The sequence below is a fragment of the Arthrobacter sp. FW306-05-C genome (assembly GCF_021801725.1).
Lineage (GTDB): Bacteria > Actinomycetota > Actinomycetes > Actinomycetales > Micrococcaceae > Arthrobacter.
The window spans coordinates 4,138,334-4,151,876 of sequence record NZ_CP084556.1; the positions used below are offsets into that span (position 1 = coordinate 4,138,334).

The window sequence follows — 13,543 nt, forward strand, 5'->3', positions numbered from 1 at the left end:
CCGGCCAGCTCGCGCCATGACGCAACTCATGGAGAGTGATGCAGCTCTCAAGGCTCGAACTTAGGGCATATCATGCGTGAAGGCAATAGAGAATGGAAAATTCGTTCAAAAGTTGATTGCAAAATGGGTAATCTGCCGCATCTAAGCGGGCGGCCGGGTACGCTGGTCCTACTTCCAGGTCAGATATCAAGCAGCGGAGATCGACATTTCATTCTTGGACCAGACGGACCTCGACATCATCGCCGCCCTCCAGCTAGCGCCGCGGGTTCCCGCCAACAGCCTGGGCGAAATCCTGGGGGTCCCCACCACCACCATCACCCGCAGACTGAACCGGCTGCAGAACGAACGGCTGATGAAGGTAATCGGCCGCTTCGCCTGGCCTCTGATCCTCTCCGGAAACCCCCAGCAGCTATGGGTGCGCTGTATTCCCGGCCGGGCCGCGCAGGTAGCAGAGGAACTAAAGGCATTTCCCGAGATCCAGTTCGTCATGACCACGTCCGGAACCGGGGACATCTACGCCGACCTGTTTCCGCTGCGCGGCTCCAATATCGACCACCTTGTCACCGACCGGATTCCTTCCATCAAGGGAATTAAATCCGTGGAGAGCCGCCTAGTGCTGGACTCGCGGCGCGTAGGCCAATCCTGGCGACTAAGACGACTGACCCCTAGCCAGACAGAGGCCTTGGAAGCCCACGTTGAGCCCGTGAACCTACCCGCCCTCGATTCCATGGAGCAGCTGACCGATGTGGAATTTTGCACCATGGTGGAGCTGGGGCGGAATGCACGGGCATCCGCCGCAGAAATCGCACGAACAGTCGACGCCAGTAGCTCGTCTGTCTACCGGGCCATCCAGATGCTGCTGGGAACCGGGGCCATCTCACCTCGGGTCGAGGTGGAACCAAGTGCTGTCGGATTTCCCCTCAGCGCCGCGATCTCACTGCAGGTCAAGCCGAAGTTCATCGGTTCTGTACTGGACCGGCTCTCAGTCCACGACTCCGCCCGCATGGTATCCATGGTGACCGGTAAGGCGCCTGTGGTCTTCCATGGGCTCTTCACCGGCCCGGAAGAACTCGCCGCATTCATCACCCAAGACATCGGCGCTTTGCCGGGCATCCAGGCCATGGATACCTGCGTTGGCCTCAACGTGCTTCGCCGATACTGGATGGACAGGGACGGGATCCTCATCGGGGACCAGGTGGAGGGACTGCTCCGCCGCTAGCACATTCAAAGCAAAACGCTCGGCTGGCTCCCCGGAGACAGCAACTGCTGTTGCAGTGGTTTCCTTCGACCGCAATTGTTGCCAGCCGACTGTGCCTCAAGATACGCGACGCTTCATGGTCTCCGCCGAATTAGGGCACATCGCAACCTGACACTGTCATTAGCTTGACGGAATCCCCATCATCGGTGCCTTCACACGCATTGCCGGCGAGACCGGAGTCAGCCGCATCCTCAAGTCGTGTTCTCAGATCCCAGGACGTGAGCCGCCGCATGACTGCGTGGTGGAGCCTCGCTCATTCAAGAGGGGTGCGCGCATCCAACACTGCATTAATATCTTCGGCTCTCACTCCTGCCACTGATCAAGGTAGCCAAGAGGGGTCGTTCTTGTGCGCAGCTCACCTTGATACGGGGTCAGTTGCGTCTAGAATGGCCAGTTCTTTGCGACGTGGCATTCCTTCCCAGTCGCCGGGGACCATGCAGGCAAATGCCCCTGCGGTCACGGCAGTGGTTAGTCGATCATCTACGCCGGTGTTGCCGAGCCATTCACTTAGGTAGCCTGCTACAAATGCGTCGCCGGCACCCACGCTGTCCACGACAGTGATGGGAACAGCAGCCTTGGAATGGCATATGCCACCGATGTTGGCTACACATCCTTCAGCACCGAGTTTGATGACGGCTTCCCTCGCCCCCATCTTGACCACGCGTTCGGCGAGTTCCTGCGGTGTTCCGTCCCCTACCGCCATGGCTGCCTCGTCGTCGCTGGCGAAGACGATGTCCACCAGGGGGATGGTCCGGCGGTAAATAGCGCCGGCCTCGGTTGGGGACCACAGTCGACTGCGGTAGTTAAGGTCAAGGGAGACTGGCACGCCAGCATCGCGTGCCCGGCTGATGGCCATGAAGAATGTTTCCCTGGCGGTTTCGCTGAGTGCTGGCGTGATTCCGCTGAGGTGGAGCAGGGCGGCCGATTCGATGAGCCCGGGGGGAATGTCTCCTGGCCGCAGCCGGGCGCCGGCGCTGCCTGCCCGGTAGTACCAGACGGCCGTGTAGGCGTTAGTCCGTCGTTCTTTAAGCATCAGCGCGGTGGGCGCCGCATCGTCACGCAACGCAAGAGTGGTAACGCCCTCGCCTCTGATGTCCGCCACCACACGATCACCCAAGGAGTCTTGTCCGACGCGGCCGAGCCAGGTGACGTCGGTCCCCAACCGGGTCAAGGCTATGGCTACGTTGCTTTCCGCGCCCCCACTGCCCAGCATAAGGCTCTCCGAGTACGCCAACGGGCCCGGGGAATTCGTGTGGATCAGCGCCAGGGTCTCCCCGATTGTGACCACTTGGCTGCGGGCAGCGACTGCGGTCGTCATCGCGCGTCCCCCGCCGTGTGGACAAGGTCAACTGTTCGTCGGGCGCGCTGGGCAAGGGCCTTTAGATCCCCGCCGGAGAGGGCGTCGCCAATCAGCGGGCCGCCCATACTGACTCCGACCGCCCCGGCGGCGATCCACGCCGGGACGTCATCTATGCCGATTCCGCCTGAGGGTAGCACTGGGATCTGCGGAAACGGGCCGCGCAGCTGAGTCAGATAGTCCGGGCCCACGATCGAGGCTGGAAACAGCTTGACCGCCGTGGCCCCGGCCTCCCACGCCGTAGACAACTCGCTGGGCGTGAGAGCGCCAGGGTAGGTCTGGATCCCAGCTTTCAGTCCGGCGTGGACGACCTCGGGCAGGGTGGTAGGGGTGACCAGGAAAGCTGCCCCCGCTTCGATGCTGGCGGCCGCCTGGCTTGCGTTCAGGACGGTGCCGACGCCGACCTCCGCGCTGCCACCGAGTCGATCCAGGAGACCCGGAAGGACTTCAAGCGCGCGGGGTGTCGTGAGCGTCAGTTCGATCGACAGCACTCCGTTCTCCACCAGAGTTTCCACCACCGGCGGGTACAGCGAGGCGTCCCGTGCCCGAAGGACAGCGACCACAGGGTTCGCGCTAAAGGTGGCGGAGACGGGGACACGGCTCGGTTGTTCTGGGATCACTTGCACGGGGGCTTCTCTTTCATTGGCTTGCTTCTGGTGAGCGACGGCGGATACTCGGCCATCGGATTCCGTCACGGGATTCCGAGTACTTCGGGGTTGATCATGTTTCGGGGCGCCCGCCCGTCAATGACGGCAACGACGTTTTCGACAACGCGACGCTTGAGCTCCGCATAGGATTCCTCGCTATACCATGCGGCGTGGGGGGTCAGCACGGCATTGGGCAGCGCGAGCAGCGGATGGTCGACGGGCAGGGGTTCCTGTTCGAAAACGTCCAGGCCCGCGCCGGCGATTGTCCCGCGCTCCAGGGCCTGCACGACGGCGTCGGTGTCCACCACCGCACCGCGGCATGTATTGATGAGGAAAGCGGTGGGCTTCATTGCTGCAAGCACTGCGGTGTCGATTAGATGATGCGTGTGTGCGTTGAGTGGAACGTGCAGCGACAGGATGTCGGCTTCGGCGATCAGCTCATCGAAGGTCCGGGTGGGTACGCCGGCCGGTGTCGTGGTGCCCGGTTCCAGCGCCGGGTCGTGGCCGATGACGGAGAAGCCAAGGCCTGCTGCTTTACGGGCCGTGGCCGCACCTATGGCTCCAAGACCCAGCACGCCGAAGACGCGCCCGGAAAACCGGTGCAGCGGTTTGACCGGGGCCAGGTCGTGCTCGCCCCGGCGCAGTGCCGCGTCCAGTCGGACCACCCCGCGGGCGAGGGACAGGGCCAGTGCCAGGGCGTGGTCGCTGACGTCCTCGGTGCCGTAGTCCGGCACCGTGCACAAGGCTACGCCGTGCTCTGTCACGGCCTCGACGTCGACCGTGTCATAGCCGACGCCGTAGCGTCCGATCGCCTTCAGCTCTGGCAGTGACTCCAACACCCGGCGGGTGATAGGAGCATACTGCACCACGATGGCGGCCGCGGAGGCAGCAGCGGCAATGACCTCGTCCTCGGTACGCGCTGAAGCGACGACGAGGTGGTGCCCCGCGGCCTCGGCTACGCCACGCTCAATCCCGGTGCCTTCATGATCACAGTCGACAATGACAATTTTCATGCTGCGGTGGAGGCGGGGAATGGCAAGGACAATCCGCGTGCAAGCTCCTCAAGGGCGACCACGGTGGGGTCGTCGACGCGGACGAGGTTGCCGCTTCGCGCTGCCGTGGCCGCTTCAATGTCGCCGGGGGCGAGGACGCTTGCGTTTGGGCCGCCGCTGTTGCGTACCCTGTTCTGCAAATGCGCCACCCGCGCACCAGCCGCGTCTACTCCGCCAAAGGCGTTGGCGTCCAGGGCAATCAGCAGGTGGCCCGTATTCATGCGCGACGTCGGGTCATCCCAGATGTCGACTGCTTCGTGGGCGAAAGCTGCGCCCCCGAGGATGACGGACAGGGCCTCCAGCAGAACAGAGAGCCCCGACCCCTTGTGCTCCCCGAAGGGAAGGAGAGCGCCCTCAAGGGCCTTGTCCGGATCGGTGGTCGGAGCACCTGTGCGGTCCACAGCCATGCCTTCCGGAATGGCGCGGCCCTCGTTGCGGGCCGCGACGACCTTGCCATAGGCAATCCGGCTGGTCGCGATGTCCAGAGTCAACGGCGCATCCGCGGTGCTGGGAGCGGAGATCGTGAACGGGTTCGTGCCCAGAAGCCGTTCTGCACCGCCGTACGGTGTCACGCTCGCTCCGGTTGAAGAGGTCAGCAACACGATGCAGCCGCGTTTGGACAAGGTCTCAGCCCAGTACGAGCCAGCCCCGAAATGGGTGCTGTCCTGCACCGCGACCGCCACAATGCCGTGCGTGTCGATATTGCGCGCCACGTACTCCACTGCCTCGTGCATCGCCACTTGGCCCAGCGCGGCGTCGGCGTCCAGGAGTGCAACAGTTCCTCTGTCGGTCTTCCACTGAAAGTTGGGGTTCGCGTTGATGCCGCCACTTTGGATGGCACCGACGTACAGCGGCAGGCGAAGCAGACCATGGGAATGCGTGCCGCGCTGGTCCGCCACGGTGAGCGATTCTGCCACGATGGCGGCGTGGCTGTCCGGTACACCGACGCTTGTCAGTGCGGCGGCGGCAAAGGCCTCGATGGCCGATCGATCAAATGAGGCACTCATGGGGGATTCCTTTCGGCGGGAGGCAAGATTGTTCCGGCCCACCCGGTGGTTCAAACGGACGACGCCGGCGTGGCTAACGGTTGGAGCGCCGTGAAGTAAAAGCGATCAGCATCAGCAGGATGACGATGCCGTAAGCGATGTTCTGTCCGGCTTGCGGAATGCCGACCACCTGCAGGATGCTCAGCAACAGCACGGTGATCACGACGCCGGCAATCGTTCCGCCGTATCCCCCGCGTCCCCCGAAGATGCTGACGCCTCCAAGGACAACGGCGGCAATGGACGCAAGCTGGTAGCTGGCGCCCGAACCCAGGTAGCTGGAACCGGTGTAGCCGGTGAGCAGGACGCCAGCAAAGGCGGCCGCCAGGCCCGAGAGGACGTAGAGAGCTATGACGGTCTGGTTTGCGGAGACCGCGGCATAGCGGCTCGCTTCCCTGTTGAGCCCGACTGCGTAGACACGCCGGCCCACGGTGGTAAACCGCAGCACCAGGATCGTCACTGCGGCCAGAGCAAACCACAGCAACGTGCCAACTGTGAGTACCCCGAACAGCCGTCCGGTCATGACGCCGTTCAGCAGCGGGCTGGAGGACCCCCGCGGCGCACCGTTCGTGATCAGATAACCCACGCCGATGAGGATGGTCATCGTGGCAAGCGTGGCGACCAGGTCGGGGACCTTGAGGTAGCTGATGATCAGGCCGTTAGCCAAACCCGTGAGGGCACCTACTGCCAGGCTGGCGACCAATGCGACCGCGAGGTTGCCGTCCTTTCCATCGATCAGGCTGGCCGCCGTCAGATTGGACAAAGTCACGACCGACCCCACGGACAGATCGATGCCGCCCACCAGGATGACAAGCATTTGCCCGATCGCGACGATGCCCAGAATCGTGGCCAGCTGTAGGAGGCTGCCGATCTGTGCGGGGGCGAGATAGCCCGGAGCGATGATCACCGTGGCGAGGTAGAGCAGGACGAGCACTGCATAGGGCACCACCGCCCGGATGGCGTTCGAGTCCGGGCGCTTGAGGCCGGAGCTGAGCGACATGCTGGTCATTGAGGGGCCGCCTTTCTGGAGCGGAAAAACTCGGCAACGAAGGGAACAGAAAGGGTGGCTACCAGAAGCACCCCTGTCACGACGTACTGCCAGTAGCTGCTGACCCCAAGCGAGAACAGCAAATTGGTGATGAAGGAGAGAATGAGGGCACCGGCAATCGCTCCGGAGATGGTTCCCCTGCCTCCGGCGAGCAGGGCTCCGCCCAGGACCGCGGCGGCGATGGAGTTCAAGGTGTACGGGGTGCCAATATTTGGGTCGCCGGACACCGTGTTCATCGTCAGGAAGATGCCGCCCAAGGCCGCGAAAAAGGCCGAGAGCATGTATGCACCGATGACTGTGGATCGGATCTTAACGCCGCTGACGAAGGCCGCGGCTTCGTCGTTGCCGACTCCGTACAACGCAGTGCCGAAACGGCTTCGGCGCAGTGGCAGCCAGACAAGCAGGGGAACCACGATCATCAGCATCAGCACCAGCGGTACCGGTCCGACCAGGGTCAGTGACAGGCGTGAGAACCAGGACGGGACGCTTCCGCCCGGGGTTGGCAGCACATAAAGTGCAGCTCCGACGAGTACCGACTGCATGGCCAGCGTGACGATGAGGGGCGGAAGCCGCAGCAGCGAGACGAAGATTCCGTTGATCAGCCCGGCGATGAGGGCCACGGCGATCGCCACGACGATCCAGAGCAGTACATTTCCGTCCGAAGCCGAGCCCCGGGCAATAATGACGTTTGTCAGGGCAAGCGTCCCGCCGACTGAAAGGTCGATGCCCCGGCTTACTATCACGATCGTTGCCGCGATGGCGAGCATGACGAGGGGCAGCTTCGCGCCGATGGAATTCGTCAGTGATGTCAGGGACAGGTTGGGAGTCAGGGCCACCCATATGGCCAGGATGACCATCAGCACGGCGTAGGCGACAAGTACTGAGGGCTCCCTGCGGAAGAAAGCGACGATGTTCGCGGTCATGATGCGTGCGCCACCCCGCCGAAGGACGCGTGGGTCACATTTTCCTCGGTCAGGTCATCGCCCGACAACTCGGCGACGACTCGGCCGCTGGACATCACGAGTACTCGGTCGCAGACGCCGATGGCCTCGCTCAAATCGGTGGACAATAGCAGAATTCCCTTCCGGTTTTCGGTCAGCCGCCGCATCAGTAGGTAAATCTCCTGTTTGGTGCCTACGTCGATGCCACGGGTGGGGTCCGCGAACACATAGACCGAGGGCGCTGCCAGCAGGCTCTTGCCGATCACGATTTTTTGCTGGTTGCCGCCTGACAGGCCGGCCGCTTCCAAAGAGGGGTCGTTGGGGCGGATCGAGAGGTCTTCGATGGACTTTGCCGCGATGTCGGCTTCTGCGCGGCGTCGTATGAAGCCAAACCTGGACACCGCCCGCAGAGTGGGCAGTGTGAGGTTGTGCTGGATTGAGAACGGGAGGACCAATCCGTGCCGTTTCCGGTCCTCCGGGACCAGGGCAATCCCGGCGTCAAGGGCTTTTCGCGCGGTTTGGAAGGGGCCGGTGCGGCCGTCAACAGTAAGGCTGCCGCGCCCCCGCCGCACTCCGGCTATACCTTCGAGCAGTTCGTTTTGCCCATTTCCCGCCAGTCCGGCAATTCCAACGATTTCGCCGGGATGGACCTGCAATGAAACGTCGCGCACCTGTGTTCCCGGGATCGCGAAATCGCTGACGTTCAGCAGTGGTGTCATTGTCTGCTGGTGGGCGGCCGGCTTTTCGGGGTACAGGGCGGACAGGCTGCGGCCGACCATTAGCCGGACCAGCTCCTCAGGCCCAATCTCTTCACTGCGTCGGGAGGCGACAGATTCACCGTCCTTCAGGACCGTGAATCTGTCGCACACAGCGAACATCTCGCTCATCCGGTGCGTGATGAAGATGACGCTGCGGCCCGACTGCTTCAGACGACGAATGGTTTCGAGCAACCTGTCGACTTCGGCTTCACGCAAACCAGACGTGGGTTCGTCCAGTACCAGCACGCGTGGTTCGCTTACAAGGGCCTTCGCGATCTCAACAAGTTGCCGGTCCGCGAAGGACAGATCCCGGATCATGGCGGTGGGCGAAACCGAGGCGCCCACCTGTTCCAGGACTTCGGCGGCCCGACGGTGCAGATGTTTCCGGTCCACAAAGGGGCCGCGCATCGGCTCTTGGGAAATAAGGATGTTTTCAGCCACGTTGAGGTGCTCGAAGAGCGAGAGCTCCTGGGTGACTGCGCCGATGCCCGCGTTGCGGGCAATCGCCGGCGTCACGTGCTCCTGCGGAACGCCATCGTACAGAACGGACCCTGCGTCCGGGGTGTAAATGCCTGACAAGATCTTCAGCAGGGTTGACTTGCCGGCACCGTTCTCGCCGGCCAGCCCTACGACCGTAGCGGGGGGGATCACTAGGTCGACGCCCTTGAGGGCATGCACGCCGCCGAAGCTTTTCCTGACTCCCCGGAGCTCAACCAGTGGTTGAGGCTCCGGGGCATCCGTGGAAGTGGGTGTAGTCATTTATTTGTAATTCTTGTTCAGGATGTCGTCCGGCAGTCCGGTGGGCAGGAAGAGGGCGTCGGACAGGTCAGGGCGAACGTATTTTTCCAGGGTGTCCTGGGTGATGACAGGCAGTTCGACCTTGGGTGTCCTACCTGGATCTGTGCCGCGCATGGCCTTGATGGCGATGTCGAGGGCATTGGCAGCCAGAGCCGGAGGGGCGGAGGGGGCGATGGACTCCCATCCGCTGGCGTCCTTGAGCTGCTTCCACTTTTTCAGGAAGCCGTTGTAGCCCTCGCCGGTGATCGGCACTAGCTTTCCGCCACGCTGCTCGATGGCATTGATGGCCCCCAGCGAGGCGGCGCCTCCTTGGGAGTAGATGCCTTTGACGTCAGGGTGCGCCGAGAGGAGGTTGGAGGCGGCGGACTGTCCCTTGGCCTGGTCCCAGTCTGTGTTCGCTTGCCCAGCGGTCAGGATGCCGGCTGCCTTGAGCGGTGCCATCGCGCCGTTCAAGCGGGAATCATTTACGGGGCTTCCGGCCGCTCCATCGAGGGTTACAACACTTTCGCCCTTTCCTACTTTGCCCGCGAGCCAGTCGCCACCGACCTTGCCGAACTCCGTTTGGTCAATGTTCACCACGATCCCGTGTTCACTGGTGACCTCGTTGTCGAAGGACACCACAAGCACCCCCTGCTGCCAGGCCCGTTCAATGGCGCCGTTGAGCGCTGTTGCCGAGGCCGCATCAACCAAGAGAATGTCGATTCCCTTCGTGAGTAGGTCGTTGATCTGGGAGAGCTGGGTGTCGACGCTATTGTTTGCGTCCGTGATGGTCAGCGAGGCCACGTCGTTCTTGCGGTTGTCCGCCGCGTACTGCAATTCAGCGATCATCTGGGTTCGGAAGGCATTACCGGCGAACGAGTTGGAGAAGCCGACCTTCAGCGGGCCTTCTTTTGTCTTGACCAGGTAAGGCGATGCGTTCGCGGTCTGCGTTTCGCCCCCAACAGTGGAGCATCCTGCCGTGCCGAGCAGCAGCGCCGTAGCCAACGCCGCCGTCAGAACCTTTCGGCGGCGCACGGCCGTCTTCCGTGCAGTCAACATATCTCTACCTCCATGTAGATGTGATCAGTGCGTATCAGGTGATTGTGTTCGGGAAAATCAGGTGGTGGCGGGGCTTTCCGGCAGCCCGGCTACGCCGGCGTCGATGAGGAAAACCGATCCTGCCAGCGGTTCGTGCAGCCCATGGGCCGGAAGGGCAGAAGTTACCGCAAGCGTGCGGAGCCCCGGACCGACAAACATGCAGCTGGTTGGGCGCGAAACGGGCAGCTCGAGTTCGTCAACGACAGTGCCGTCGGGGGCGTACCGGACGACGATGCCGCCGTCCCATTTCGCTGACCAAAGGAAACCCTCGGCATCGACGGTAAGTCCGTCGGGCACATACGCTCCCCCGTCCCGGGCAAAGACGCGGGGGCGACTGATGGAGCCCGACTCTTCGTCGAAGTCGTAGGCTGAAATCGTGCGCGTGATGGAGTCCGTATGGTAGAAAACGCTGTTGTCCGGACTCCATCCGAGACCGTTCGAGGTGATGATGCCGCTGTAAACGTGCTGCAGCCTTCCGCCGTTGAAGCTGTAGAGACCGCTGGAGGGCTCTGTCTCCTGGTCGTGCATCGTGCCGAACCAGAGCCGCCCTGACCGGTCGGTCTTGCCGTCATTAATGCGGTGGTCGTGCTGTGCGTGACCGGGGTCGGCCAACAACTCGTACGTACCGCTGCCGGGGTCCAGTCGATGGACTCCCGAGCGCAGACCGACGATGATCGCACCTGTGTCGTCCGGAACCGCAAAGCCGACTTCGCAGGGTGCCGGGATGGCCGACTCCTCCGTTCCGTCCAGACGGGCGCTCCGGACCAGCCGTCCAGTGATGTCAACCCAATACAAGAGTTCGTCTGCAGCCGACCACCAGGGGCCCTCACCCAGCTGGTCCCGGCCCTTCACGTCCAGCAGGTCAAAGGCGGGAGTACGCCGCAGAGTCATTGGTTGCCATCTTTCTCGAAGACCTCACGGATCTGCCGCTGGGTCGAACTGATGTGGGCGTGGGCGGTGGCGATTGCCAGCTCACGGTCGCCGGTTTCCAAAGCCGTGACCAGTGCTTCGTGCTCACGCCGGGTGCGCTCGGGAATGACGTCCGCGGTTGCGGCCCGCCACATCCGCTTCCAAGCGTCACCGTAAGCAAGCGAAGTGAGAACACTGGACAGGATGCCATTCCCCGTGGAGGTAACAATCGCCTGGTGAAACTGCCCGTCCAAGGTGGCGTACTCCCGGGGATCGGTTACGGACTGCATGTGCTCGTGGATGCGACGGATTTCTTGCTTCTCTTCCACCGATGCCCGGTCAACGGCGAGTCCGCACGCCGTTGGCTCGATTACCCTTCGGAACTCAGCCAGCTCGATGGCTGAATGCCCGTGCTGCAACAGGTCGGTCCACCCAAGTGCGGGTAAGAGATCGCTCGGCTGCAGCCCGGTCACATAGGTACCGGAACCATGCCGGCTCTCAATAACACCCAAAGCCTGCAGAGCCCGTATGGCCTCCCGCAGGGCACCTCGGGAGACCCCCAGCTGGAGTGCCAAATCCGTCTCACGGGGCAGCTGGGACAGAGGTGCAAAGTCGCCCGCGCTGATCCGTTCACGTATCAGCTCCATCGCCCGCTGGGAAGCGGTGATGACATTCTCCCGCGACATCCTTGTCCCCCTGATTGGTTCTACCTCTTTGGCTACGAGAACTATTACACACGCAGAAAGTGACGTCAAACACGCGCCCTCATAGCAAATGATCGTACCTCTCGATTGGGCCCGGGCGGCGGCCATCGAGCTGCGAGCATTGTGAGACAGCGACCTATGCCACCCGCGCCGGCTTCCGGCCCGCGACGGCTATCGCAGAGCGTGTAAAACCTATTTGATTGAGCGCCAGACCTGGCGTGGCATCGCCAACCCGGATCAAACATCGGGCGAACCAATGAATGAGCCCAGCTAGGAACCGGTCCCTTAGGCCAGGAGAGCACGAAAGATGCTTCCCAACGCGAAAAAAGGAACGTAGGCTCCTCCAGCCCCTAGGTGACGGAAGACCCACCACCGCCTTGCGCACTACTCAGCTGGAAGCGGCCGGACTTGAAAAGAAGTAGCGGGACCGCCGTTATACCCGTCTCCGACGATTCCCCTGGCCGCCTCCCGGATTGAAGTGTTAATCGAAGAGGAGGCACGAAATGAGCGCTGATGGGCGCAATCAAGAACAATCTCGACTCCAGGTTTGACAAGCCGAATCAGGATGTGGCGACGGTGGGAGGCATCGCCTGAAGGCGTTGGGGGGCCTTCACCGACCACCGGTTTAGATGACTCTGATTTCTCGACATGCAGGTGACCTCGGAACGAGTTGCGGCCCCGGCGACCGCCGGGGCCGCAACTCCATGTCGCCCACCGTAGGACAGGGCTGTTTAAGAGGTTCGGTCTGCTGCCCGCTCACCGGACTCCCAAGTAGCGCTGCGCCCGAAATCCCAGTTCAGAGGCGGCGCAGCATGCGGCATCCGGCTCCGTTGGGGAAGACTGCAGTGCCGTTGCTTGTCCGGACGAAATTAGCCGCCAGGGAGGCACGGCGTCGATCCGCCGTGACATGAGTGCGGCCGGCCCGATAAGAGCCTCACCTTCCGTTCTGGGCGATGATCTCGAGGAATGCGTGTGTCGCTGGACTGGGGTTGAAGCTGCTCCAGGCCACGTATTCGGATCGAGACGGGCCATCGGCAATAGCGATGCTGATCAAGGCGGGATGGCGGGGCACGTATCCGGCTGGCAGGAGAGCTACGGCCAGGTTGTGGCGAATCAGATCTACTGTGAGATCTGTCGCCATTGACTCGAAGGCCACTTCACGGTGTATGTTCGCGGCGGCAAAGGCCTGATCGCTTTCTTCCCGTGCCGGGGTGCCGCTGGGAAAGTCGGCGAATGTCTCTTGGGCCAGGTCGCATAGTTGTACCTCGTGCGAGTCTGCAAGTCGGTGTTCCTGACTGACGACAGCAACCAGCGGGTCGTACCCCAGATGCCGCCAAGCTACGCCGCGTGGTTGCCGGTTTTCCGGTAGCCCGAGCAAGCCAACGTCGAGGTCTCCTTGAATAATCGCGGCCTCCAGTTCGTCGCTGCCTCCGACCTGCAGCATTATGTGGATCTGGGGATGAGCTTCTCGAAAGGCCTTAAGCGAGGCCGAGACTTCGATTGCGGTCACGGTCGGAATGACTCCCACGCTTAGGCGTCCTGTTATGTGGCCGGCGGCCGCTGCGGCATCGACAGCTGCCCGTTCCGCGGCGTTCAGCGTTGAACGCGCCGCCGCAACAAAGGCCGTGCCTGCTGGGGTAAGTTCCACACGCCTGCTTGTCCGATTGAACAAGGTGACGCCCAATTCCTCCTCTAGGCGTTTGACCTGGTGACTTAGTGCTGACTGCACCACGAAGCAGCGCGCGGCGGCCCGGGTGAAGTTGCCTTCCTCGGCTACAGCGACGACGTAGCGGAATTGTTGTAGCTCCATCCATTCATGATCCATATAGATAGGACCGATGACAAGCATGTGTTGGACTCATAGACGGAGTGGCAAGCAGGATTGCAGTACGCAAGAAAAAGACCACCCGTGCACAAGGCGTGCAAGCTATCGGAACCCCGCAGCGGTGGT

General features: G+C 62.4%; 12 protein-coding genes. 1 reads left to right on the forward strand and 11 read right to left on the reverse strand.

Annotated elements, in window-relative coordinates; all coding sequences use genetic code 11:
• The first annotated feature begins 214 nt into the window (after window positions 1-214).
• Window positions 215-1,219: an Lrp/AsnC family transcriptional regulator gene (locus LFT44_RS19230; RefSeq protein ID WP_236800115.1), complete on the forward strand. Its 1,005-nt coding sequence runs from the start codon at window positions 215-217 to the stop codon at window positions 1,217-1,219.
• Window positions 1,220-1,613: 394 nt separating this feature from the next.
• Here LFT44_RS19230 and LFT44_RS19235 read toward each other — a convergent pair whose 3' ends face one another.
• The 11 genes from LFT44_RS19235 to LFT44_RS19285 all read right to left on the reverse strand — a co-directional run bounded on the left by LFT44_RS19235 (window position 1,614) and on the right by LFT44_RS19285 (window position 13,441).
• Window positions 1,614-2,576, reverse strand: coding sequence for a sugar kinase (locus tag LFT44_RS19235; RefSeq protein ID WP_236800118.1), 963 nt, complete (start codon window positions 2,574-2,576; stop codon window positions 1,614-1,616).
• The gene (locus tag LFT44_RS19240) at window positions 2,573-3,178 is read right to left on the reverse strand and encodes a bifunctional 4-hydroxy-2-oxoglutarate aldolase/2-dehydro-3-deoxy-phosphogluconate aldolase (RefSeq protein ID WP_236800120.1); all 606 of its coding nucleotides are present in this window, start codon (window positions 3,176-3,178) and stop codon (window positions 2,573-2,575) included. Before LFT44_RS19240 ends, LFT44_RS19235 begins: the two co-directional genes overlap by 4 nt.
• 128 nt (window positions 3,179-3,306) lie before the next feature.
• Window positions 3,307-4,275 carry a C-terminal binding protein gene (locus LFT44_RS19245; protein WP_236800121.1) on the reverse strand — a complete coding sequence of 323 codons (969 nt, stop codon included), beginning with the start codon at window positions 4,273-4,275 and terminating at the stop codon, window positions 3,307-3,309.
• Window positions 4,272-5,321, reverse strand: a complete 1,050-nt coding sequence (locus tag LFT44_RS19250) for an Ldh family oxidoreductase (RefSeq protein WP_236800123.1) — start codon at window positions 5,319-5,321, stop codon at window positions 4,272-4,274. The genes LFT44_RS19245 and LFT44_RS19250 overlap by 4 nt, the downstream gene beginning before the upstream one ends.
• Before the next feature lie 73 nt (window positions 5,322-5,394).
• Window positions 5,395-6,366: an ABC transporter permease gene (locus LFT44_RS19255; RefSeq protein ID WP_236800124.1), complete on the reverse strand. Its 972-nt coding sequence runs from the start codon at window positions 6,364-6,366 to the stop codon at window positions 5,395-5,397.
• Window positions 6,363-7,328: an ABC transporter permease gene (locus LFT44_RS19260; RefSeq protein WP_236800126.1), complete on the reverse strand. Its 966-nt coding sequence runs from the start codon at window positions 7,326-7,328 to the stop codon at window positions 6,363-6,365. Before LFT44_RS19260 ends, LFT44_RS19255 begins: the two co-directional genes overlap by 4 nt.
• Window positions 7,325-8,863 carry a sugar ABC transporter ATP-binding protein gene (locus LFT44_RS19265; protein WP_236800127.1) on the reverse strand — a complete coding sequence of 513 codons (1,539 nt, stop codon included), beginning with the start codon at window positions 8,861-8,863 and terminating at the stop codon, window positions 7,325-7,327. Before LFT44_RS19265 ends, LFT44_RS19260 begins: the two co-directional genes overlap by 4 nt.
• A complete protein-coding gene (locus LFT44_RS19270; RefSeq protein WP_236800129.1) occupies window positions 8,864-9,940 on the reverse strand; it encodes a substrate-binding domain-containing protein in 1,077 nt (358 codons plus the stop codon).
• A 57-nt stretch (window positions 9,941-9,997) separates the two neighbouring features.
• Complete coding sequence (locus LFT44_RS19275) at window positions 9,998-10,870, reverse strand: SMP-30/gluconolactonase/LRE family protein (RefSeq protein WP_236800130.1); 873 nt, start codon at window positions 10,868-10,870, stop codon at window positions 9,998-10,000.
• Window positions 10,867-11,574 carry a FadR/GntR family transcriptional regulator gene (locus LFT44_RS19280; RefSeq protein WP_236800132.1) on the reverse strand — a complete coding sequence of 236 codons (708 nt, stop codon included), beginning with the start codon at window positions 11,572-11,574 and terminating at the stop codon, window positions 10,867-10,869. The genes LFT44_RS19275 and LFT44_RS19280 overlap by 4 nt, the downstream gene beginning before the upstream one ends.
• A gap of 952 nt (window positions 11,575-12,526) precedes the next feature.
• The gene (locus tag LFT44_RS19285) at window positions 12,527-13,441 is read right to left on the reverse strand and encodes a LysR family transcriptional regulator (RefSeq protein ID WP_236800133.1); all 915 of its coding nucleotides are present in this window, start codon (window positions 13,439-13,441) and stop codon (window positions 12,527-12,529) included.
• Between the last annotated feature and the right edge of the window lie 102 nt (window positions 13,442-13,543).

Excerpts from the sequence above, each read along its gene's own strand:
- LFT44_RS19280 (WP_236800132.1), bottom strand. The coding sequence starts at position 11,574 with ATGTCGCGGGAGAATGTCATCACCGCTTCCCAGCGGGCGATGGAGCTG.
- LFT44_RS19275 (WP_236800130.1), bottom strand. The coding sequence starts at position 10,870 with ATGACTCTGCGGCGTACTCCCGCCTTTGACCTGCTGGACGTGAAGGGC.
- LFT44_RS19250 (WP_236800123.1), bottom strand. The coding sequence starts at position 5,321 with ATGAGTGCCTCATTTGATCGATCGGCCATCGAGGCCTTTGCCGCCGCC.
- LFT44_RS19235 (WP_236800118.1), bottom strand. The coding sequence starts at position 2,576 with ATGACGACCGCAGTCGCTGCCCGCAGCCAAGTGGTCACAATCGGGGAG.
- LFT44_RS19255 (WP_236800124.1), bottom strand. The coding sequence starts at position 6,366 with ATGACCAGCATGTCGCTCAGCTCCGGCCTCAAGCGCCCGGACTCGAAC.
- LFT44_RS19265 (WP_236800127.1), bottom strand. The coding sequence starts at position 8,863 with ATGACTACACCCACTTCCACGGATGCCCCGGAGCCTCAACCACTGGTT.
- LFT44_RS19270 (WP_236800129.1), bottom strand. The coding sequence starts at position 9,940 with ATGTTGACTGCACGGAAGACGGCCGTGCGCCGCCGAAAGGTTCTGACG.
- LFT44_RS19285 (WP_236800133.1), bottom strand. The coding sequence starts at position 13,441 with ATGCTTGTCATCGGTCCTATCTATATGGATCATGAATGGATGGAGCTA.
- LFT44_RS19245 (WP_236800121.1), bottom strand. The coding sequence starts at position 4,275 with ATGAAAATTGTCATTGTCGACTGTGATCATGAAGGCACCGGGATTGAG.
- LFT44_RS19260 (WP_236800126.1), bottom strand. The coding sequence starts at position 7,328 with ATGACCGCGAACATCGTCGCTTTCTTCCGCAGGGAGCCCTCAGTACTT.